The 21,053-nt window shown below is 54.4% G+C and carries 18 protein-coding genes; 7 read left to right on the top strand and 11 right to left on the bottom strand.

The features are described 5' to 3' along the window. Position 1 precedes the first annotated feature (1 nt). A complete protein-coding gene (fdnG, locus tag J2Y91_RS07710; protein ID WP_166643137.1) occupies positions 2-3,049 on the bottom strand; it encodes a formate dehydrogenase-N subunit alpha in 3,048 nt (1,015 codons plus the stop codon). A gap of 170 nt (positions 3,050-3,219) precedes the next feature. Between fdnG and fdhD the strand changes: the two genes are divergently transcribed. Next, positions 3,220-4,023, top strand: coding sequence for a formate dehydrogenase accessory sulfurtransferase FdhD (fdhD, locus tag J2Y91_RS07705; RefSeq protein ID WP_413449796.1), 804 nt, complete (start codon positions 3,220-3,222; stop codon positions 4,021-4,023). Here the strand turns inward: fdhD and J2Y91_RS07700 are convergent. Continuing rightward, positions 4,020-4,796 carry a DeoR/GlpR family DNA-binding transcription regulator gene (locus tag J2Y91_RS07700; protein ID WP_133622396.1) on the bottom strand — a complete coding sequence of 259 codons (777 nt, stop codon included), beginning with the start codon at positions 4,794-4,796 and terminating at the stop codon, positions 4,020-4,022. The two genes, fdhD and J2Y91_RS07700, sit on opposite strands and share 4 nt — an antisense overlap. A 180-nt stretch (positions 4,797-4,976) precedes the next feature. Between J2Y91_RS07700 and J2Y91_RS07695 the strand changes: the two genes are divergently transcribed. The 5 genes from J2Y91_RS07695 to J2Y91_RS07675 all read left to right on the top strand — a co-directional run bounded on the left by J2Y91_RS07695 (position 4,977) and on the right by J2Y91_RS07675 (position 11,202). Next, entirely contained in the window at positions 4,977-6,317 is a 1,341-nt protein-coding gene (locus J2Y91_RS07695; RefSeq protein WP_253537782.1) for an aspartate aminotransferase family protein, read from the top strand. A gap of 291 nt (positions 6,318-6,608) precedes the next feature. Then, positions 6,609-7,226, top strand: a complete 618-nt coding sequence (gene sodA / locus J2Y91_RS07690; RefSeq protein ID WP_062818519.1) for a superoxide dismutase [Mn] — start codon at positions 6,609-6,611, stop codon at positions 7,224-7,226. Between the two features lie 382 nt (positions 7,227-7,608). After that, positions 7,609-9,114 (top strand): sugar ABC transporter ATP-binding protein, encoded by a 1,506-nt coding sequence (locus tag J2Y91_RS07685; protein WP_253537779.1) that lies wholly within the window; start codon positions 7,609-7,611, stop codon positions 9,112-9,114. Then, positions 9,111-10,109, top strand: coding sequence for an ABC transporter permease (locus J2Y91_RS07680; protein WP_253537776.1), 999 nt, complete (start codon positions 9,111-9,113; stop codon positions 10,107-10,109). Before J2Y91_RS07685 ends, J2Y91_RS07680 begins: the two co-directional genes overlap by 4 nt. A gap of 31 nt (positions 10,110-10,140) precedes the next feature. Further along, on the top strand, positions 10,141-11,202 hold the full coding sequence (locus J2Y91_RS07675; protein ID WP_048917877.1) for a sugar ABC transporter substrate-binding protein: 1,062 nt from the start codon (positions 10,141-10,143) through the stop codon (positions 11,200-11,202). A gap of 57 nt (positions 11,203-11,259) precedes the next feature. Here J2Y91_RS07675 and J2Y91_RS07670 read toward each other — a convergent pair whose 3' ends face one another. Further along, the gene (locus tag J2Y91_RS07670; RefSeq protein ID WP_166643138.1) at positions 11,260-11,730 is read right to left on the bottom strand and encodes a FidL-like protein; all 471 of its coding nucleotides are present in this window, start codon (positions 11,728-11,730) and stop codon (positions 11,260-11,262) included. 8 nt (positions 11,731-11,738) lie between these two features. Then, entirely contained in the window at positions 11,739-12,491 is a 753-nt protein-coding gene (locus J2Y91_RS07665; RefSeq protein ID WP_253537774.1) for a winged helix-turn-helix domain-containing protein, read from the bottom strand. A gap of 367 nt (positions 12,492-12,858) precedes the next feature. Here J2Y91_RS07665 and J2Y91_RS07660 point away from each other — a divergent pair, with 367 nt between their 5' ends. Then, on the top strand, positions 12,859-13,110 hold the full coding sequence (locus tag J2Y91_RS07660; protein WP_048917873.1) for a FaeA/PapI family transcriptional regulator: 252 nt from the start codon (positions 12,859-12,861) through the stop codon (positions 13,108-13,110). Positions 13,111-13,179: 69 nt separating this feature from the next. Here J2Y91_RS07660 and J2Y91_RS07655 read toward each other — a convergent pair whose 3' ends face one another. From J2Y91_RS07655 to J2Y91_RS07625, 7 genes are all read right to left on the bottom strand, one after another. After that, the gene (locus J2Y91_RS07655) at positions 13,180-14,913 is read right to left on the bottom strand and encodes an FKBP-type peptidyl-prolyl cis-trans isomerase N-terminal domain-containing protein (RefSeq protein WP_253537771.1); all 1,734 of its coding nucleotides are present in this window, start codon (positions 14,911-14,913) and stop codon (positions 13,180-13,182) included. Beyond that, positions 14,910-15,389 carry a YuaE family lipoprotein gene (locus J2Y91_RS07650; protein WP_133622401.1) on the bottom strand — a complete coding sequence of 160 codons (480 nt, stop codon included), beginning with the start codon at positions 15,387-15,389 and terminating at the stop codon, positions 14,910-14,912. Before J2Y91_RS07650 ends, J2Y91_RS07655 begins: the two co-directional genes overlap by 4 nt. A gap of 70 nt (positions 15,390-15,459) precedes the next feature. Next, positions 15,460-16,107, bottom strand: a complete 648-nt coding sequence (locus tag J2Y91_RS07645; protein WP_133622402.1) for a response regulator transcription factor — start codon at positions 16,105-16,107, stop codon at positions 15,460-15,462. A 307-nt stretch (positions 16,108-16,414) separates the two neighbouring features. After that, complete coding sequence (locus J2Y91_RS07640; protein WP_048917870.1) at positions 16,415-16,777, bottom strand: YibL family ribosome-associated protein; 363 nt, start codon at positions 16,775-16,777, stop codon at positions 16,415-16,417. Between the two features lie 72 nt (positions 16,778-16,849). Next, positions 16,850-17,395 carry a mannitol operon repressor MtlR gene (gene mtlR / locus J2Y91_RS07635; RefSeq protein WP_048917874.1) on the bottom strand — a complete coding sequence of 182 codons (546 nt, stop codon included), beginning with the start codon at positions 17,393-17,395 and terminating at the stop codon, positions 16,850-16,852. 74 nt (positions 17,396-17,469) lie between these two features. Then, complete coding sequence (gene mtlD / locus J2Y91_RS07630) at positions 17,470-18,618, bottom strand: mannitol-1-phosphate 5-dehydrogenase (RefSeq protein ID WP_133622403.1); 1,149 nt, start codon at positions 18,616-18,618, stop codon at positions 17,470-17,472. 97 nt (positions 18,619-18,715) lie between these two features. Continuing rightward, the gene (locus tag J2Y91_RS07625) at positions 18,716-20,647 is read right to left on the bottom strand and encodes a PTS mannitol transporter subunit IICBA (protein WP_048917868.1); all 1,932 of its coding nucleotides are present in this window, start codon (positions 20,645-20,647) and stop codon (positions 18,716-18,718) included. Between the last annotated feature and the right edge of the window lie 406 nt (positions 20,648-21,053).

Raw genomic sequence — 21,053 nt, 5'->3', positions numbered from 1 at the left:
TTTACACCTTCTCCACGTTAACCAGGAACGCCTTAAACTCCGGCGTTTGCGTATTGGCATCGCCAACGAACGGCGTCAGGTTGTTGGCGAGGAAGCCTTTCTTCGCCACGCCCATAAAGCCCCAGTGAATCGGAATGCCGATGGTATCGACCTCCTTACCGTCTACCGCCAGCGTGCGCAGGCGTTTGGTCACCACTGCCACCGCTTTGATGTAGCCACGGCTGGAGCTGACTTTCACCGTGTCGCCCTGCTTAATGCCCAGCTGGCCCGCCAGCCGCTCGCCGATTTCGACAAACTGCTGCGGCTGTGCAATGGCGTTGAGCAGCGCGTGCTTGGTCCAGAAGTGGAAGTGCTCCGTCAGGCGATAGGTGGTGCCGACATAGGGGAACTGCGCCGCGTTACCCATCGCTTTCAGGTCAGCCGGGAACACGCGTGCCGCCGGGTTGGAGATCACCTTCGGGTGCAGCGGGTTGGTGCTAATCGGCGTTTCAAACGGCTCATAGTGTTCCGGGAACGGGCCTTCGGCCATTTTATCCAGCGCGAACAGGCGCCCCATGCCTTCCTGCTGCATGATGAACGGCCCGACATCGCTACCCGGCGGCGCGGTGCTGTAGTCAGGAATATCGTCCCCGGCCCATTTCGCACCGTCCCACTTGATAAGCTGGCGTTTCGGGTCCCACGGATTGCCCATCGGGTCGGCAGAGGCGCGGTTATACAGGATGCGGCGGTTCAGCGGCCAGGCCCAGCTCCAGCCCGGCGTATTGCCTAAGCCGTGCGCATCGCTGTTGTCGCGCCGCGCCATCTGGTTACCGTCTGCGGTCCAGCTACCGGCGAAGATCCAGCAGCCGCTGGAGGTTGAGCCGTCGGCGCGCAGCTGGGCAAAGCTGCCGAGCTGCTGCCCTTTTTTCACCAGCAGCGTGCCCTTATCGTCGAGCAGATCGGCCAGCGCGCGCCCGTTGCTCTCCATGGCAACTTCTTCCGAGGCCGGTGAATCCGGCGTCAGATAGTTCCAGCTCATATTCAGCACCGGTTCCGGCTGTGCGCCACCCTCTTCGGCATACATCTGGCGCAGGCGCTGATAAATGCCGGCCAGAATTTCGCCATCGTTGCGCGCTTCGCCCGGGCCATCGGCACCCTTCCAGTGCCACTGCAGCCAGCGCGCAGAGTTAACGATCGAGCCGTTCTCTTCCGCAAAGCAGGTAGAAGGCAGGCGGAACACTTCGGTCTGGATCTGCGACGGATCGGCGTCGTTATACTCGCCGTGGTTCTGCCAGAAGTTGGAGGTCTCGGTATCGAGCGGGTCGATAGTGACAAGGAACTTCAGCTTCGCCAGCGACTCGCCCACCTTCTGCTTATTCGGGAAGGAGGCCAGCGGGTTAAAGCCCTGGCAGAGATAGCCGTTCACTTCGCCGCGATGCATCATGTCGAAATACTGCAGCACGTCGTAGCCTTTGTCCCACTTCGGCAGCCAGTCGAAGCCCCAGCTGTTTTCCGCCTGGGCTTTGTCGCCGTAAAACGCTTTCATCATGCTGATGAAGAACTTCGGATAGTTGCCCCAGTAGTTCACCTGCTCCGGCAGCAGCGGTTTTGGCGTGTTGGCGGTAAGGTAAGTTTGCAGATCTGCCTGTTTCTCCGACGGCAGCGTCATATAGCCCGGCAGGCTCTGAGAGAGCAGGCCAAGGTCGGTCAGCCCCTGAATATTTGAGTGGCCGCGCAGGGCGTTAATGCCGCCGCCTGCCATCCCCATATTGCCGAGCAGCAGCTGGATCATCGCCATGGTGCGGATGTTCTGCGCCCCCACCGAGTGCTGGGTCCAGCCTAGCGCATACAGGAAGGAGGTGGTGAGGTTTGGCGCACTGGTTTCAGCCAGCATTTCACACACTTTCAGGAAGTCGCCTTTTGGCGTGCCGCAGATGTTTTCAACCACTTCCGGCGTGTAGCGGCTGACGTGTTTTAATAGCAGATTGTAGACGCAGCGCGGGTGAGCCAGCGTTGGGTCGCGTTTGGCGAAGCCCTGCTCGTCCAGCTCGTAGTACCAGCTGGTTTTGTCATAGCTGCGCGTCTGCGGATCGTAGCCGCTGAACAGGCCGTCGTCGAAGCGGTAATCTTCACGCACTATCAGGCTGGCATTGGTGTAAGCCGAGACATATTGGTGCTGAATGCGATCTTCTTCCAGCAGATAGCGCAGTACGCCCGACAGGAAAGTAATGTCGGTGCCGGAGCGGATTGGCGTATAGAAGTCAGCCACCGATGCGGTACGCGTGAAGCGCGGATCGATGACAATCAGTTTGGCGTTGTTATGGATTTTGGCTTCCATCGCCCAGCGGAATCCTACCGGATGCGCTTCAGCGGCGTTGCCACCCATAACCACAATCAGATTCGCATTGCGGATGTCGACCCAGTGATTGGTCATCGCACCGCGACCGAACGTTGGAGCAAGACTTGCTACCGTAGGTCCGTGTCAAACGCGCGCCTGGTTGTCGACGGCAAGCATGCCGAGCGAACGGGTCATTTTCTGGGTGAGATAGCCGGTTTCATTGCTGGCCGCCGAGGCGCACAGCATGCCGGTGCTCAGCCAGCGGTTAACCGTCACGCCCTGGTTATTTTTGGCAATAAAGTTGGCGTCACGGTCGGCCTTCATCAGTCTGGCGATACGGGTCAGTGCCTCGTCCCAGCTGATGGGCTGCCATGTGTCGGAGCCTGGGGCACGATACGACGGGCTTTTCAGGCGGCTTTCGCTGTGAATAAAGTCGAGCAGGCCCGCGCCTTTAGGGCAGAGCGCGCCGCGGCTTACCGGATGGTCCGGATCCCCTTCGATATGGAAAATATTCTCTCTGGCGTTTTTCGCGCCGTCACCCATGCTGTACATCAACAGCCCGCAGCCGACGGAACAGTAGGTGCAGGTGTTGCGCGTCTCTCTCGCGCGCAGCAGCTTGTACTGGCGGGTTTCCGCCAGTGCGGTAGCGGGCATAAAGCCCAGAGCAGCCGCGGTGGTTCCCGCCATGCCCCCCGCACAGATTTTGAAGAAACGTCTTCTGCTGACATTCATAGTGTCATTCCTGTTTTGACCGGGTGCAAAACCCTTTACGGCACTGAATTAACAAGCTCACAATGGGCGCTGATGTTTTTTAGCGCACAGACTGACAATATTACCACAATAAAAATGTGGATGAACGGGGCGAGAAACGCGCAGTGAATGACCAACAGCACAAAAATGAAATTAAATCATCGGGGCCGATTGGTGCCGGTCAGGTAACGGTGTGGCAGCGTGATGCGCTGGATCAGCCTGAGCCCGACTGGCTGGCGGAGGAAGTGCCGGTGGCGCTGGTGTATAACGGCATCTCGCACGTGGTGATGATGGCCACGCCAAAAGACCTGGAAGCTTTCGCCGTGGGTTTCTCTTTGTCGGAAGGGATCATTGCTGGCCCGGCTGATATTTACGGCATCGATGTTGTCGCGGGCTGCAACGGCATTGAGGTGCAGGTTGAGCTTTCCAGCCGCCGCTTTATGGCGCTGAAAGCGCAGCGCCGCGCGATGGCCGGGCGCACCGGCTGCGGGGTGTGTGGCGTGGAGCAGTTGAGCGAGATCGGCAAACCGATTCAGCCGCTGCCGTTTACCCAGCGTTTTGAACTGGCGCGCCTGGACGGCGCACTGCGCCAGCTGAAAGCGTTCCAGCCGGTCGGCCAGCTGACCGGCTGCACCCACGCCGCAGCATGGATTACCCCTGATGGGCAGCTGAGTGCCGGATGTGAAGACGTTGGCCGTCACGTGGCGCTGGATAAGCTGCTGGGGCAGCGCAGCCAGGCGGAGTGGGCTGCGGCCGGCGGCGCGGTGCTGGTCTCCAGCCGCGCCAGCTATGAGATGGTGCAGAAATCAGCAATGTGCGGCGTCGAGATCTTGTTTGCCGTCTCCGCCGCTACGCAGCTGGCGGTCGAAGTGGCGCAGCGCTGTAATCTGACGCTGGTGGGCTTCAGCAAACCGGGCAGGGCGACGGTGTATACCCATCCGGAAAGACTGTTTTAAGCCAGAATCACCTGCGGCAGCACGGCTTTTAGCGCGTTTAGCGCCGGGAGACTCTCCGCGCCGCCGTCGGTGACCAGCGTGGCGATCTGCGCAATGCTGGCATAGTTCATCCGGCTGCTGAGGCCGAGCTTGCTGCGATCGGCCAGCAGAATCAGCCGCCCGGCCTGCTGGGTCATGGCGCGGGCGATGGCAGCCTCGTGCGGATGGAAGCTGCTCGCCCCCTGCTTCGCATCCAGCGCCACCGGGGAGAGCAGCGCCACATCGGCACGGTAGCGATAAATCTCGCCGACTGTCAGTTCCCCCCGCGTCTCCTGCGCGCCGGCCAGCATGCTGCCACCCAGCAGGATCACCTGATTATTCAATGCCTCATGCTCTTCCGCCGCGCACAGCTTCAGGGCGGCATTAAGGCTGTTGGTGATAATCGTCAGGCCCGACATCGAGCGCAGCTCCTCCGCCAACATCGTGGTGGTACTGCCGGCATCCAGAAATACCGTCTGGCCGGGCTGCAGCAGTTGGGCAGCGGCGTTGGCAATCGCCCGCTTCTCTTTCGCCATCACCGAACTGCGCACCGTCAACGGCGGCTCCGGCGTGGCATCCAGCGCCACCAGACCACCGTGGACGCGGCGTGCCAGCCCCTGCGCTTCCAGTTCGATAATGTCGCGGCGGGCGGTTTCGCGAGAAATCCCCAGCTCTTTAACGATCCGTTCAGTGCTCACCTGGCCCAGCGTACTGAGCAGGGCGCGGATGCGGTGGTGGCGTGTTTCCTGCAGCATAATTTTGACTCCCTGGGTTTCTCTCTGCGACATAGCCTAACCGACAATTTGCCACGCTGCATGTGTATTTTATTGTATTTGTGTATTTGATTGCATTTTACAAAAAAGTTGCCATGATGAGAGGCAGAAACCGCTGACTGCCTGCGCCAGGCAAACCTTAATTTTGCAACGGGAGTGATCATGGCTACACGTTCAACCATTATGGATACCAACAGCTTTCGTGCCGAGCATGCCGACGGCCTGAGCGCGGATGTGCGCAAGCTGACCGATAAACGCAGCAGGGTCCTGGGCGAGTCTTACCGCCTGTTCTACCGTAAGCCGGTGCATCTGGTGCGCGGTCAGGGCCAGTATCTGTGGGATGCCGCCGGGGATAAATATCTCGACGTGTATAACAACGTTGCCAGCATCGGGCACTGCCATCCGGCGGTAATTGATGCGGTGTATCAGCAGATGCAGCAGCTGAACACCCACACCCGCTACCTGCACGAAGCCATTCTCGACTACTCTGAACAGCTGCTCGCTACTGCCCCGGCGGAAATCGACCGCGCCATGTACATGTGCACCGGGTCCGAGGCCAACGACCTGGCGATCCGCGTGGCGCGCGCTTACAGCGGCGGCAGTGGCATTATTGTGACTCAGGAGTCCTATCACGGCACCAGCGACCTCACTTCCGGCGTCTCCCCGGCATTGGGCAGCGGGCAACCGCTGGCCGCGACCACGCGCCTGGTACTACCGCCAGATCGCTACCGCGTTGATGCCCCGGATCTTGGCGCCTGGTTTGCCGCTGAGATTCAGAAGCAGATTGACGACATGGCCGCCCACGGCATTAAGTTCGCCGGCTTCCTTGCCGATTCGATCTTCTCCTCTGACGGCGTGCTGCCAGGGCCGAAAGGCTTCCTCAGGCAGGCTATCGACGTGGTGCATAAAAACGGTGGGATCTTTATTGCGGATGAGGTGCAGCCCGGCTTTGCCCGCACCGGTGAGGCATTCTGGGGCTTTGACCGCCATGACGTGGTGCCGGATGTGATCACCACCGGCAAGCCGATGGGTAATGGCATTCCGGTTTCCGGCCTGCTGGCTAAAAGCGAGGTGCTGGCGGCTTTCAGCGACGATATCCCGTACTTCAACACCTTTGGCGGCAACCCGGTAGCGATGGCTGCGGCGCAGGCGGTGCTGAACGTGATTAAAGAAGAGGGGCTACAGGAGCACAGCCGCGTGGTGGGTGCGAAGCTGCTGGCGGAGCTGTCCACGCTGAAAGAGAAGTATGAGTGCGTCGGTGACGTGCGCGGCGCGGGTCTGTTTATCGGCTTTGAGCTGGTAAAAGATAAAGCCAGCAAAACGCCGGATAAGCAGTTGGCGCTGGATATTACCGAAATGCTGCGTGATAACCGCGTGCTGACGTCGGTCGCCGGCCCTTATGGCAACGTACTGAAACTGCGCCCGCCGTTAGCTTTCCAGGAGAGCGATATCGACTGGCTGGTCGGCGCGCTGGATAAGTCGCTGGCTGCACTGGGGCATTGATATCGCGGGTCGGGCAGGCCCGCCCCGGAGGGCCGATCGGAAAAGATGATCGGCCCTTACAGGCAGTTTTACCGGACGTTTAGAGAAATAATCCGTTAGATCATTTGGTTGTAACCTGGTCGCGATTAGCTATAACTGCGCCGCCCCGCCTGCTGTTAACGATACCCTTACCAACGTCGGGGCATTGATAACCCTTTTCCCAATGGTTTATTTAACTATAATGATCCCACTGCTTACGTGGTGCTGAACAGTGACTTGCAGCGCCGACTACCATTAATGGAGACGATGAATATGAGCTATACACTGCCATCCCTGCCTTACGCATACGATGCACTGGAACCACACTTTGACAAGCAGACGATGGAAATCCATCACACTAAACACCACCAGGCCTACGTGAATAACGCGAACGCGGCGCTGGAAGGCACCGAGTTCGCTAATCTGCCGGTTGAAGAGCTGATTGCCAAACTGGACCAGCTGCCAGCCGACAAAAAAGGCCCACTGCGTAACAACGCGGGTGGCCACGCTAACCACAGCTTCTTCTGGAAAGGTCTGAAAACCGGTACCACTCTGGGCGGCGATCTGAAAGCAGCCATCGAGAAAGATTTCGGCAGCGTTGACGCGTTCAAAGCGGAATTCGAAAAAGCGGCCACCACCCGTTTCGGTTCTGGCTGGGCGTGGCTGGTTAAGAAAGGCGATAAGCTGGCAGTGGTTTCTACTGCTAACCAGGATAGCCCGCTGATGGGCGAAGCGATTTCTGGCGCATCCGGCACCCCAATCATTGGCCTGGATGTGTGGGAACACGCCTACTACCTGAAGTACCAGAACAAACGCCCTGACTACATCAAGGCGTTCTGGGACGTGGTTAACTGGGATGTGGCTGCAGAGAACTTCAAAGCGGCTAAGTAATATTCAGGAGTTGTCGACCTGACGGGCGGACCGAAAAAGAGGCCCGCCCCTACAAATATCCCTGTATAAAAAAACCGGCGCTACGTTCGCCGGTTTTTTTGTGCCTGCTTTTCACCTTCGAACATTTCTCTGCAGTAATCCACCGTCAGCGACGCAACAGGTCAGCGATGTCAGGCAGCATAACTGCGCTGTTACTGGCAATCATTCCAATTATTTCCACTAATTAGCACTCTTGCACCAGCGTTTAGCGCTGTAGTGTCTGGACATCTGGATGGCTAATAATATTTTGTGTTAGCTTATGCTCTTTCGTTCGTTGCCTGCCGTGACAATCCAATAAAAAATGCGGCACGCCTCAACATTTATAGCCAGAGAAAACACGCCCATGACCGCGATAAATCGCCTTGAAATGCGCCAGATCTCCATCGCTTTTGGCGGTTTTGCGGCGCTTAAATCCGTGGACCTCACGCTGGAAGGGCACTCCATCCACGCGCTGACGGGGGCTAACGGCGCCGGGAAATCGACGCTGATGGCGGTGCTGTCGGGCGCATACGATCGCTACAGCGGCGAAATCCTGCTGGACGGGCATCCGGTGACGATTCGTACCCCGCGCGACGCCAGGCAGCTGGGTATTCACCTGGTGCAGCAGGAAGTCGACGTGGCGCTGGTGGCCGGGCTGAGCGTGGCGGAAAACATTATGTTGGACCGCCTGGCAGAAGGCGGGCAGCTGTACCGCTGGGGCGAAATGCGCCGCCAGGCGCGGGCGCTGCTGGCAAGGCTGGATGTCAGCATCGATGTGACGCGCAAAGTGGAGCAGTGCTCGCTGGCGGAAAAGCAGCAAATCCTGCTGGCGCGCGCGCTGTCGCATCACTGCCGCTTCCTGATTCTTGACGAGCCCACCGCCCCGCTGGACCAGCACGAAAGCGCAAAGCTGTTCGCAGTGGTGCGTCAGCTGCAAGGCCAGGGCATCGGCGTGGTATTTATCTCGCACCGTATCAATGAGCTGAAGGCGATTTGCGACCGGCTGACGGTGCTGCGCGACGGTGAGCTGATTGAAAGCGGCCCGATGCAGGGGCTGAGCGGCGAGCAGATCGTTGAGAAGATGCTCGGTCACCAGCTGGATGATATCTACCCACCCAAGCGCCCGCCATTCAGTGATGAAACGCTGCTGCATATCAGCGGGCTGCACGACGAACAGCTGCTGAAGGATATCAGCCTGACGCTGCGCAAAGGCGAAATCCTCGGCATCGCCGGGCTGGCCGGGGCGGGTAAAACCGAACTGTGCAAGGCGCTGTTTGGTGCCAGCCGCAGCCGGGTTGAGCGCGGCGAGCTGCACGGTAAAGCGTGGAAACCCTCTTCCCCGCATGCGGCAGTCGAGAATCGCATGGCGCTGATCCCGGAAGAGCGACGCAAAGAGGGCATCTTCATTGATGAATCGGTGGTGATGAACCTCAGTATCAGCGCCGATAACAGCTTCTCACGCTGGAGTTTGTTCGGCCACCGTCAGGCCTGGCGCTGGGCGGAAGAGGTGATCGCGCGACTCGGGGTGCGCACCACCGGGCCGAAGCAGACGCTGCGCCGCCTGTCAGGCGGCAATCAGCAGAAGGTGGCGATCGGCAAGTGGCTGCGCAATGACGCCGATGTGCTGATTTTTGACGAACCGACCAAAGGCGTGGATATCAAAGCCAAAACCGATCTGTTCACCCTGATCGACGGGCTGGCGCGCCAGGGAAAAGGGGTGATTTATGCCTCGGGCGAATTTTCCGAACTGGTTGGCCTGTGTGACCGTATCTGCGTGCTGTGGGACGGGCGCATCGTCGCTGAAATGGCGGCGGATGAGGTCGACGAAGAGACACTTTTACTTTACTCCACCGGAGGAACGCCTGCGTGAGCAGCAAAGAACTTTCCCTGAAGGCGGCACCGTCCGCACGACACCAGCTGTTCGATTTTCTCTATAAGTGGGGAATGTTGCTAACCGTGGTAGCGCTGATCGCCGGCTTTGGCGTGGCGTCGGACAGCTTCCTTGAGCCGACCAATATCATCAACATCCTGCGCTCGATCGCCATTGTGACGGTTATCGCCATCGGGGTGTCTGTTTCTCTGACGATTGGCGGCTTCGACCTTTCCGTTGGCGCCACGGCCTCGCTGGCCAACTCGCTGGTGATCTCGATGTTCGTCTGGTACGGCTTAGGCCCGACCCAGGCTATCGCCCTGACCCTGCTGCTGTGTACGCTGGTCGGCCTGTTTAATGCCTTTATGATCGTGGTGCTGAAAATTCCCGACATGCTGGCGACGCTGGCCAGCCTGTTTGTGGTACAGGGTGTGGCAATGACCTACAGCTTTGGTGGGTCGATTACCGAGAATATGGTGCTGCCGAGCGGTGACATGGCGGAAGGCACTATTCCGGCCGTGTTTTCGCTGCTGGGTCAGGTACCGATTATTGTGATTGTCATGATCGCCGTGACGGTGGTGGCGCAGCTGCTGCTGTCGCTGACTAAACACGGCCGCCGCATGTATGCGATTGGCGGTAATCCGGAAGCGGCGCGCCTGTCCGGCATTCGCACCACGCGCTATCGCGTGCTGGCTTATGTTATCTCGTCACTGCTGGCGGGGCTGGGCGGTATTCTGCTGGCGTCGCGTATTGGCTCTTCGCAGGTCAACGCCGGTGGCGGTTATCTGATGGATGCGGTGGCTGCTGCGTGGATCGGCCTTTCACTGGCTGGTGCAGGCAAGCCCAACGCGCTCGGTACGCTGCTGGGGGCGGTGATCCTCGGTGTATTACAAAATGGTCTGGTGATGCTTTCCGTACCCTATTACGCGATGGACATTATTAAAGGCCTGGTGCTGGCGGTAGCGCTGGCGATCACTTACGTGCAGCGCCGTTAAGGCGCATGACTCTCAGACAGGGATTACTATAATGAAAAAATTCACGGGTTCACTGCTGGCTATCAGCCTGCTCAGCGCACTGCCCGCGTTCGCCGCCGATACGGCGGTACCCGCTGCTATCGCTAACCATGAAGGTCCGGTACGCATTGCGGTGATCCGCAACCTCGGCTCCGACGATAACACCACGCAGTTTGTGGCCGGTGCGATTCAGGAAGGGCGCAAGCTGGGCTTTAAAGTCAGCACCTTCCTCAGTAACGGCGACGATGCGCGCTTCCAGGATTTCGTCAACCAGGCTATCAGCCAGAAATATGACGGCATTATTCTGTCCCACGGTAAAGACCCGTACTCCACCGATCTGGTGAAACGCATTACTGACGCCGGGATTAAAGTCTCGGTGTTTGATACTCCGGTGAATAAGCCGATCGACGGCGTAACGGTTACCGCGCAGGATGATGCGTCACTGGCGCAGCTCTCCCTCGACCAGCTGCTGAAAGACACTAATGGCAAAGCGAATATCGTCAAGCTATGGGTGGCGGGCTTCCCGGCAATGGAACGTCGCCAGGTAGTGTATGAAAAAGTGCTGAAAGCCAACCCAGGCATTCATCAGCTGGAGTCGATTGGTGCCGTATCGTCAGATGTGCAGGGCGACACGGCAAACAAAATTGGTGCGATCCTGGCGAAGTACCCGAAAGGACAAATTGACGCTATCTGGGGATCGTGGGACGCCTTCGCTCAGGGTGCCTATAAAGCCCTGCAGGAGAATGGCCGTAGCGAAATCAAACTCTACAGCATTGACGTATCCAACCAGGATCTGCAGCTGATGAGTGAGAAAAACAGCCCCTGGAAGCAGACGGTGGCCGTCGACAGCAAGCTGATTGGTGCGACAAACATGCGCCTGGTGGCAAATAAAATTGGCGGGGAAGCGACTCCGGCCAGCTACCAGTTTAAGGCTTCCGCTATTTCACAGTCACAGCTAAGCGGCGGTGCGGTGAACGTGGCGAATCTGAACAAAATTATCCCAGGCTGGGGAACCTCTCAGGACTTCGTTGCGCCCTGGTTCGCCACGCTCGAAGCGAAATACGCCAAGAAGTAATTATCTCTGAATTCAGGGCTTATTCACTCAGGTGAGTAAGCCCTTTTTTTTATCTTTTTACTGGTCGATGCAAACGTACAGCGGGATGCCCGGCAGTGAAACAAGGCGCGCATTGTTGGCAATTTGCTTCAGGGTGAGGATAAAAGCATCTTTCTTTAGCAATGCACGATAGAAGACATCATCTGGCGTGGTATCCACGTCGCTGACGTGACTACGGATATATTCCAGCTCAAGGGCATGATTTTCTGGATAATAGCGATAGTGCATTATCAGCGTCCTGCTAAGCGTGGTGTGCTGTTGATTAGCGATTAGCTGCCCTGAATATTGCAGCGCCAAACGCTCTCTACCCAGCGTTGTCAGGCTCAGGCTGCCGTTCATCAGGGTGGTTGAGTCCGGCAGTTGAATGTCGAACTGGACCTCAGCCCGGCATGACAAAACCAGCGGATGTCGATTATCATCAGGTCTGGCACAAAGGAAGTAGATACTCTGGCCGATGATAACCAGGGCCGAAAACCCGATGGCCAGCATAATATTTCTCATGGTTTTTTTAGTAAAATTGAAAAATAATTCTCGCAGTGAGAAAGGGTGTCATTTGCTGTTACTTCGCACTGAGATATAAAGGTAAGATCCGGATCTTTGTTATTAGTGGTTTTGGTATTTGAAAACTTATAAAAAATAACGCTATCTCTGCTTTCGCAGTCAATGCTGTATTTCCTGATGAATCTTTTTAACGTTTTTATGTTGTTTTTTCTGAATTCATGACTTTCATGTGATATCTCTCTGATTTGGCATTTTTCTACGTTGATTGATGCCGGGCGGCAGTAGTGAAGTAACAAAAGAATCACCACGATCGAGACAGCGATGATAAAAAAAACTGATAAATATAATTTATCTGTTTTGCTGTGTTGGTTTATTTTGGTTTTATCTTCATTGTTTTTTATATCGTGCGTATGCTCTGATTCTTTACAAGTGACGTTTGCCTCAATTTTAAACCCCTCCTTTGGCACGGTAATAATGGTTCTTTCATGCTCGCCTAGCTGAGAGAATACCTTTCTTAAGAAGCTAATATGGTTGCTTAGATTGCTGGTAGAGGGGGTTAATCCATGATTTTCCCATACGGTTTGTAACAGTTCTTCCCGGGAGAGAGTGATGCCAGGTTGAGTTAACAGTTCCTCTAATAATCGGCTGCTGGGTTTGGAGAGTTTAATCAGTGGCGTGTCGCGGTCGATGGGTTTGATCGTTTCATTTATGCCATCAAAATGAAACTTTTGATTAATAAAATATTCCATTGTTTTATCAATATAATCCGTCATTAGCGTGGTGATTATCCGGATAACCGTTTGAGATGTCAATGAAACTCACTTTTCCGGGTTTTTACTTATGATTGAAAAATATTTTCTTGTCTGATTATTAATTTTAAGTTGAGATTAATTGTGTCAGTTATTCCTTTTAATGAATCAGCGTATTTTGGACTATTTAGTGATTTGTACTGCAAAATTAATTATTAAAGGTGATATATTTTAATATTCATTAATAATTGATATTAAGTTTTGTTTGGATTGTGCTCGTACTATCATTGTTCACCTGCGGTTAAGCAGGTTTTTTATCATTTTTCATTATGCGGCAGGAGCCGGAATAGAGAAAAGGAGAGGTATAATGAGCACTCAAAGAAAAACAGCAGTAGATAAAGTTATTCATGCTTTGAAAGCATTTTTTGAGGAGAATGGCCATGATGGAACCTCCTCCGTTTACGCAACCACCAGAGACATTGCTAACCGTTCCGAACTAAGCATTTATAACACACGTCATGTTCTTATAAAGCTGGAGCAGGAAGGGGTTGTCACTTCAGTGAAGAGAGAAAACCGTAAAAGTTTATTTTGGGATAAGACAGATCTTTTCAGGGCTTAAGGCTCTTATGGCGCAACCGCACAGGTTGCGTTTTTTTTTGCCAAACCGTTTATGCTTGATGATTTTTAATCATCCATTCCCGTTTTTCACTTCATTTTTTTTCTGATTTTCTGGATATATATCTGAAATGCGAAGTTGATATACCATGGTCGCATTGGGCGGAATCTTGGGAGGATAGCCCTTACTGCCATAGGCCAGCTCAGGCGGTACTACCAATATGGCAGAGCCGTGGTTTCTGAGTTTAATTAACGCTTCACGAAAAACGGGTGGGAATGCAGAGACAGGTTGTGTCAGCATCGTCCCGCTGGCATCCATATCCGTAATGACGGTACCATTAGTCAGGCTCTCTTTCACCACGACATCAAGAGTGGCATTTTTAGGAATGGCTGAATCACCAGGGTAATCTATATTGTACCAAAAACCGGCCGCAGATTTGATGGTGCCTTTCCGTTTAGTAAACTTAGCCAGGTAGCTTTTCGTTGCCATATCCAGGTTGTTATGGATTTTGTCGCGTTGCTTTTTTAATCGGCCGTTAAGTTCAGTTAGCGTTGTACGTAATACATCGGAAGAGAGTTTTGCCTGGTTCTGAAAAGCATCAATGATCCCGCCTAAAACAATATGCTGATCCTTTGGTAAGTCATTAATCGCATTTTCAGCCTGCATCTGTAAGATCTCCGCTCCAAGAGACATACCAATGGCATAGGCTTCTCGTGACGCTTTTTGTTTTAACTGCTCTTTAGTCACTTCTAATGGGTTAGTAACCATCGCTACCGGTTTGTTGGCCAATGCTGCATCCAGTTTCGTCTGTAGTTCTTTGGCTTTTTCGTCGCTGGCCTGCTTGTCGGCCGTCAGGGCCGCGATGCGGGCATCACTACTTTTGGTTGAGGTCAGCTTGAGGCTGTCTAACTGAGCTTGCAGAGATTTAACCTGAAGCTGGCTGGCAGCTAGCTGTTCGCCTGAGTTAGGGCCAGCAGAAACTTGCTCCAGCAGCTGCTGCTTCTCTGCGGCAAACTTCTGTCGCTCAGCCTCCATTTTAGCTGACAACATTTTCATCTGTTGCTCAATCTTCTGCTGCTGTGCTCTGGCCTGATCTACCTGCTGGCGGCTCTGTGCTAAATCGATTTTTGAGTGCGTCTGTGACTGCGTGAGTGCGTCAATCTGCTGAGCCATGGCGTCATTTTTTTGCCCGCTCTCCCTCTGCCGGTCGGCTGTCGCTGCCTGAGATCGGACTTTACTACGCAGTTCAACCAGTTCCAGGTTTAACAATTTAAGCTTGCTCTGCAAGCTGCTTTCACTCTGGCGTGCAACGTTCAGCTGCTGGTTAGCCTGCCTCAGTTTTTCTGCCAGGGTTTCAGGCGTGGGTAACAGCGATGCCGCATTTTTAAGTGACAGCAACGCCTGGCTGGCGGCCTGCTGAGCTAATTTTTTCTGTCCGGCTTCGATCGTTTTTTGCAGTTCAGCGCGACTCTGCTGCAGCTGATTGATGGTCGAGCTTTTCGCCGAAAGCTGCTGATCTTTTAACTTTAGCTCCTGCTGTAGCTGCTTTAACTTAAGGTTATCGACAGGCAGGGTGACTTGCTCAGCGCGTTTTTTTGCCACATGTTCAACCACCCGAGGTTTGTTCCTTGGGGGATAAACCGGTGGGTTTAACTGCTGCTGTTGCTGCTGATACTTTCGCGCAAATTGCAGGATGGCGGGGGCTTCACCCTCTGCGGCACAGGCATACTGGCTAGCGGCGGTCAAACAGCAGATAAGCAGTGCAATGCGAGAAAATGCGAAAGGAACGAAGCGTTTGCCGATCATGGACGCGCCTCACCCCTACTGGTCAGACTATCCAGCAGCGCTTGCGCAATCTGAGAACATAACAAGTTTGCCCGGTAGCGATACAGTGCATCAACCGTATCCTGGGTATCCACATTGGTGTTCTGACGTATCCCGGTATATTGCGCAGCCCCGTTCATCAGGTAATCAAACGAGGTATGCAAACGCTTATACTTATCGGGATTCATCGTTTTAAGGGCGTCAAGCTGAGACTGGCACTGCTTTAGCTTTTCACTTTCCGCATCATATTTTTCATTGTGCAGCGGAGCTGGCCTGTTCTGACTCATTGCAGTTGGATTCTGCGATATTTCAGACTGGATAGGGGGTATTACCGGCACCGAAGAGGCGGCTGGTTTATCACGATGGTGCAGAATCTGGCAGCCTGAAAGAAAAAAAGCTAATAATAGAGTGATTCTGGTTATGTTTTTACTGAATGAAAATCGGCGAATAGTTATCATGAAAAAACTCTGTTTTGAATCATTTACAGCGCGAAAATAACCCCATGCTGTACAGAAGAATTGCATCCGCTTATTGAATGCTACTCATTAACTCACTCGAAAAGCGGGCTTCACACCACCCTTCCTGAATGAGCCAATAGTTAAGTTCAGCCGGGCGGATCATATTGAGCTTCGACATAATATTTCTTTTATGAGCGCTCACTGTTTTCTCACTAATTTGAAGAAAACGCGCTACGCCACCGTTACTGATACCTCGCGCCAGGTAGCGCAGAATCTCGGTTTCCCTTCTGGTCAAATTATTTTCACTGCGTATAGAACATGTAGGGATGAAAATATTGCGGATATCTTGTTGTTGATCGAGCTTTTCGCTCACCACGGCAAGAATGCTTTCGACGGACCAGTCACGATAAATGGGCACATAATTAGTAATGTCGCTCTTCATTGTCTCTGATGTTGCCTGTTGCGTACCATCGCCATCACGAATAATAAACACGCTGGAGGGGCGTGTTTGCAGGCGGTGATTAAGATAGTGGATATTGGCGATAGACAAGGCATCTTCAGCAAGAAAAACCATTTTTGCCCGCGTATTAAAGATGCAATCGGTAAACTCAGCATGTGTTTCGGCGGTGGCTAATTTCGCAGAGAGAGAGAGCTTCAATCCTTCCTGGAAAAAGCGATTGGGATCGTTTACCACAATGGTTATTGTACTTTGTCTCATATGGCCACTCACCTGTATTGTCCTTAACAGAAGACGCTTACCTGAGTCGAAACAAGCATCCTTACGAATCTTAATTTAATCCTGAGTAGGCTATTATATCGTCGTGTTTATTTTGTCGGTAGTTAGTTTTTTCTCATTTGATAATTGCGATATTTAATTCTGTTTATAAAAAAATAGCGAGTAGTAAAGTCGCGACTATCGCGTTATTGATGTTTTTCGATATTTATTCTGGAGGGGGGAGTAAGACGAACGAGTACAAGAGGGCTGGGGAACAGCAGCAATCTGCTCCCCGTACAGCTTTGGGCACTTAGAATGGGGTTTTAGCGTAGCCAGTCATGACTTTCAGGCCCATTTCTCGACCCAGGGCAGTCGTTGGGTGAACCACGATCAGGCCGCGCACGCTCTTCTTCAGCGCGCCCATGTTAGCCTGCTCTTTCTTGGTGATTTCACGGCTGAACGGCAGCTGCTGCAGCTGCTGAGCTTCTTTACTCAGGTTTTCCGCACGCACGCCGCGCAGACGTTCGATTTCCGCTTCCAGCTTGTCTTTCTCTTTCAGCAGTTCGCCGAGCTTTTCGCTCTCGCCAGAGGCCAGCAGCCCGGGTTCTTTGTGATTAAGGGCATCCAGCTTGTCGCTGAGCTCTTTGATTTCTGCCTTAACTTGTTCTTTCATCGCGATTGACCGTTAAATTGATTCATTGCTGCAAAGGATACACGAAAGCGGGGCAAAGGGGGAAAGGGCGGGTTACTTTTTAAAAGCCTGCTTAAGACTGATCACTGAGATTAACGTCGTCAGGGACAGCACCATCGTCGAGCGCACCACCTGCTGATAACGCTGCTGCTGCATGGCGCGCAGCTCGCTATCGTCACTGGCAAAATCAGGGCGCGGCGGCAGCGCGCTAACGCAGTGCAGCTCGCCAAAGGGCCCGAGAATTTCATCATCGGTAAAGCGATACTCGCTGCCGTCATGATTCAGCTCTTCACGCAGCGCCATCAGCAGCTCGCAGTCTTCATACTCGTTGCGGTTAATCATCCCGAGGCCATAAATCAGCTTCAGGCGCACCGAGAGTTCCCCCAGCGGGCCATCGCCGAGCAGCAGCGGTTCTACGGCATACTTAACGGCGTAATCATCCTTACGGAACACCTGCACCACCAGAATGTTCACGGCCTCAGCCAGCAGTTCAACGGCGGCGATCAGAAAACTTCTTACCGATCGTCCGGCGTTCAGGCGTTCGAGCACCCGATTTTCAAAAGCCTGTGGTTGTTCCATGAGTGCCTGCATATCTTTCATATGGCGTAAGGACGCCTGCGCGGGCACAGCAGTGCTGTGCCCTGGTTGTTCGTCCGTGAGGAGCGCTTGCACCATTATGCCATAGCGTTCCAGGCCTTCACTACCGCCTTGACGACATCGCTGTCGGCAGGCAGGCCAGAGATCTGCGCCAGCACGCTGGCAACATCCTGCTGCGCCAGCAACCCGGCGAGTTCCTGCGCCTGCGGGTCCTGATCGCTGCGGTAGTGCAGAGCAGCGGCGATACCGGTCACCAGATTATCGTGCGGCAGGTTATATTCCAGCGTGCCGAGCGTTGGCTTGATCAGACGGTCGCCCGCGCTCAGTTTACGCAGCGGCTGGCGGCCGACGCGTTCCACATCATCTTTCAGGTAGGGATTCTCGAAACGAGCGAGGATTTTCTGGATGTACGCCGCGTGTTTTGCCGCGTCAAAGCCATAGCGCTTAATCAGCACGGCACCGCTCTCTTCCATCGCGCCCTGCACCACTTTCCGCACTTTCTCATCGAGAATCGCTTCGCGGATGGTGTTATGCCCGGCCAGCTGGCCAAGGTAAGCGGTAATGGCATGGCCAGTGTTCAGCGTGAACAGCTTACGTTCGACGAACGCCATCAGATTGTCCGTCAGCTCCATGCCGGGAATATCAGGCAGCGCGCCTTTGAACTGGGTCTTATCGACAATCCACTCGCTGAAGGTCTCCACGGTGACTTCCAGCGGGTCGCTGTTGCCTGCTTCTGACGGCGGCACGATGCGGTCAACGGCAGAGTCAACAAAGCCGACATGCTCTTCAACCCAGGCGTGATACTGCTCTGGCAGCGCCTTCAGCACGTGGCCTTTCAGCTGCGTGGTGCCGCGCACCATATTTTCACAGGCGATGATATTGAGCGGACGGGAATTAGCGCTATCACTGCGTTTGGCCAGCCCTTTGGCAATGCCAGCGGCAATGCGCTCAAGGATCTGTGGGCCAACTGCCGTGGTAACGATATCAACCTCTGCGACCAGCGTGATAATGTCATCGCTGGTGCTGTTAACCGCGTTTACCCCTTTAACGATCTCAACCTGCGCCTGCTCACCGACGACGTGAACCGGATATTCTCCGCGCGCGTTGAGGGCATCCAGTACCACCTGATTCACATCCGCGAAGGTGAGCTGTATACCGGCATCCGCCAGCAGTTTACCGATAAAGCCACGGCCGATATTTCCGGCGCCAAAATGTAATGCTTTCATAATTATTCCCGTATCAAAAATGGAAAGGTCGGGCATGCCCAAAGCAAAAAAGGGCCGGGCATGCCCAGCCCCCAGGGAGGTATTGACTTCAACCGGCTCAGGCGCTGGTTTTACCTGACAGCAGGTCGAGAACTTCCTGCACGTCGGTGGTGCTGGCCAGGCGGGCAATCACGCTGTCATCGTCGAGCGCGTTAGTCAGGCTGGTAATCACCTGGATGTGTTCGTTATTGCGCGCGGCAATACCGATCACCAGGCGGGCAATATCTTCCGGCTCTTCACCGAAGTGAACGCCCTGCGGATACTGACAGAACACGACGCCGGTTTTCAGCACGCGGTCTTTCGCTTCCACGGTGCCGTGCGGCACGGCAATGGATTCGCCTAGGTAGGTTGGCGTCAGTTTTTCACGCGCCAGCATCGCCTCCACATATTCCGGCTCAACGTAGCCGCCTTTCACCAGCTGCTCACCGGCAAAGCGGATCGCCTGCTCTTTATCCGTCGCAACGTTGCCGAGGAAGATGTTACTGGCGCTCAGTTTGAACAGGTGGTCCTGGCCATCATCGAAGCTGTCGTTCAGCGTCGCGCTGACTTTCTCACGATGGTCGGCGCTGCGTCCGGCTTCCACCAGGCGTGCAGTCAGGTCGGTGTACAGGCCGCTGTCGAGGAAGTTAGTCAGCGAGATGTGCTGGGCATGAGGGGCCTGGCGCATCGCACGTTCGGTCAGGTCGCGGTGGGTGATCACCAGGTCAACGTCGCCCGGCAGGCTGTTAATCGCCATGTTGGTAACGGAAACCGCAGTCAGACCAGCATCGTTCACTTTCTTACGCAGCACGCCTGCACCCATGGCGCTGGAGCCCATACCGGCATCACAGGCTACGATGATTTTGCGCACGTGGCTCAGGTCACCGTGCAGGCCATCAGCAGCGGCAACGCCGGCCGCACTCTGACCTTTAGACTGGGCTTTCATCTCCTGCACACGGCGAGCCGCGGCTTCAATATCGTCATCTTCTTTCACTTTGCTGGTTTTCAGCAGGATGGCAGAGACCACGAAGGAGACAGCAAAAGCAGCGACAATCGCGGCGATGTTCGCGAAGTAGGCGCCTTTTGGCGTCATTGCCAGCACCGCCAGGATAGAGCCCGGAGAAGCCGGGGACACCAGGCCGCCGTTCAGCAGAGTCAGCGTGAACACGCCGGTCATACCACCGAGGATAACCGCCAGAATCAGGCGCGGGTTCATCAGCACGTACGGGAAGTAGATTTCGTGGATACCACCGAAGAAGTGGATGATTGCCGCGCCACCGGCGGACTGTTTGGCATTGCCGCGGCCGAAGAACATATACGCCATCAGCACGCCCATACCCGGGCCTGGGTTCGCTTCGATCAGGAAGAAGATCGACTTACCGGCTTCGCTGGCCTGCTGGATACCCAGCGGCGAGAAGATACCGTGGTTGATGGCGTTATTCAGGAACAGAATTTTAGCCGGCTCAACGAAGATAGAGGTCAGCGGCAGCAGGTTGTTCTGCACCATCAGATTCACGCCCGCGGCGAGAATATGCGACAGACCTTCAACCAGTGGACCAATCGCCAGGAAAGCGAGGATGGCCAGCAGCATGCCAATGATACCGGCAGAGAAGTTGTTCACCAGCATCTCGAAGCCAGATTTGATCTTGCCATCAATCTGACGGTCGAAGGTTTTAATTGCCCAGCCGCCCAGTGGACCGGCAATCATCGAGCCGAGGAACATTGGCATGTCGGCACCGACAATCACACCCATGGTGGTAATCGCACCGACCACGCCACCGCGATCGCCGCCAACCAGGCGGCCACCGGTATAACCGATCAGCAGCGGCAGCAGATAGGTAATCATCGGACCAACCAGCTTCGCCATGGTTTCGTTTGGCAGCCATCCGGTTGGAATAAACAGCGCGGTGATAATACCCCAGGCGATAAACGCCCCGATATTCGGCATTACCATGTTGCTCAGAAAGCGACCAAAGTTCTGAACCTTGATCTTGATATCTGATGAGGACATAAACAAACACCCCTTATTGGTACGCGCTGACAATAAGAGAGCGCGTTGATTTTTGTTTTAGACGTGACAGCGGGTTAAACCGTCAGTATCACTGTATGCAGGCGGACTTTATCACGCGGATATGGTGCTGCGTAGCGGCGGGCTAAAGTGTGATACAGATCACTATGAAGGGTGGGGTAGATGGGGTTTTTTAGTGACTAAGATCACATTTATTCACTGTAGCAAAAGGACTTAGCCTGAAAATTAATCAATTGTAGCGTATTGATGTGACATGAATCACAAATTAACGTTGTGGCTTTGTAGCCTTTTTGTGATTCAAGTCACAAAATATTTTGAGGCAAAACGCGCCAGATCACACTTCATTGGCCGATCAATCTGCCGGTCGACTCTGATGTAATAAAATTAC

Origin of the sequence: Erwinia aphidicola, from assembly GCF_024169515.1 — a bacterium.
GTDB classification, from domain to species: Bacteria; Pseudomonadota; Gammaproteobacteria; order Enterobacterales; family Enterobacteriaceae; genus Erwinia; species Erwinia aphidicola.
The sequence above is the reverse complement of the archived record's forward strand: the minus strand, read 5'-3'. Positions and strand labels throughout refer to the sequence as shown.

Coding starts and splice junctions, on each gene's coding strand:
- J2Y91_RS07700 (WP_133622396.1), bottom strand. CDS start 4,796: ATGCTGCAGGAAACACGCCACCACCGCATCCGCGCCCTGCTCAGTACG.
- J2Y91_RS07695 (WP_253537782.1), top strand. CDS start 4,977: ATGGCTACACGTTCAACCATTATGGATACCAACAGCTTTCGTGCCGAG.
- sodA (WP_062818519.1), top strand. CDS start 6,609: ATGAGCTATACACTGCCATCCCTGCCTTACGCATACGATGCACTGGAA.
- J2Y91_RS07685 (WP_253537779.1), top strand. CDS start 7,609: ATGACCGCGATAAATCGCCTTGAAATGCGCCAGATCTCCATCGCTTTT.
- J2Y91_RS07675 (WP_048917877.1), top strand. CDS start 10,141: ATGAAAAAATTCACGGGTTCACTGCTGGCTATCAGCCTGCTCAGCGCA.
- J2Y91_RS07670 (WP_166643138.1), bottom strand. CDS start 11,730: ATGCTGGCCATCGGGTTTTCGGCCCTGGTTATCATCGGCCAGAGTATC.
- J2Y91_RS07665 (WP_253537774.1), bottom strand. CDS start 12,491: ATGGAATATTTTATTAATCAAAAGTTTCATTTTGATGGCATAAATGAA.
- J2Y91_RS07660 (WP_048917873.1), top strand. CDS start 12,859: ATGAGCACTCAAAGAAAAACAGCAGTAGATAAAGTTATTCATGCTTTG.
- J2Y91_RS07655 (WP_253537771.1), bottom strand. CDS start 14,913: ATGATCGGCAAACGCTTCGTTCCTTTCGCATTTTCTCGCATTGCACTG.
- J2Y91_RS07650 (WP_133622401.1), bottom strand. CDS start 15,389: ATGATAACTATTCGCCGATTTTCATTCAGTAAAAACATAACCAGAATC.
- J2Y91_RS07645 (WP_133622402.1), bottom strand. CDS start 16,107: ATGAGACAAAGTACAATAACCATTGTGGTAAACGATCCCAATCGCTTT.
- J2Y91_RS07640 (WP_048917870.1), bottom strand. CDS start 16,777: ATGAAAGAACAAGTTAAGGCAGAAATCAAAGAGCTCAGCGACAAGCTG.
- mtlR (WP_048917874.1), bottom strand. CDS start 17,395: ATGAAAGATATGCAGGCACTCATGGAACAACCACAGGCTTTTGAAAAT.
- mtlD (WP_133622403.1), bottom strand. CDS start 18,618: ATGAAAGCATTACATTTTGGCGCCGGAAATATCGGCCGTGGCTTTATC.
- J2Y91_RS07625 (WP_048917868.1), bottom strand. CDS start 20,647: ATGTCCTCATCAGATATCAAGATCAAGGTTCAGAACTTTGGTCGCTTT.